Source organism: Dolichospermum circinale AWQC131C (genome assembly GCF_000426905.1).
Taxonomy (GTDB): Bacteria; Cyanobacteriota; Cyanobacteriia; order Cyanobacteriales; family Nostocaceae; genus Dolichospermum; species Dolichospermum circinale.
Window position 1 is genome coordinate 3,382 of sequence record NZ_KE384656.1, and the last position, 224, is coordinate 3,605.

The 224-nt window shown below is 47.3% G+C and carries 1 protein-coding gene; it reads left to right on the plus strand.

What is annotated here, in order from left to right; translation table 11 throughout:
• Positions 1 to 6: 6 nt before the first annotated feature.
• The coding region (locus ACIR131C_RS26990) for a Rieske 2Fe-2S domain-containing protein (RefSeq protein ID WP_269208815.1) at positions 7 to 224 on the plus strand (218 nt) is incomplete at its 3' end.

Here is a 224-nt window from a genome sequence, read left to right on the forward strand (position 1 = left end):
GAAATAGTGAATAATACTTTGGTTTGTGCGTATCACGGATGGAGATACAATGAAGCAGGTAAATGCGTACAGATCCCGGCTCACCCTGACATGATACCCCCAGCAAGTGCGATTGCCAAGACCTATCATTGCCAGGAACGCTACGGCTTAGTGTGGGTCTGTTTAGGGAACCCTGTGAATGATATACCTGAGTTCCCCGAATGGGACGATCCGAATTATCACAA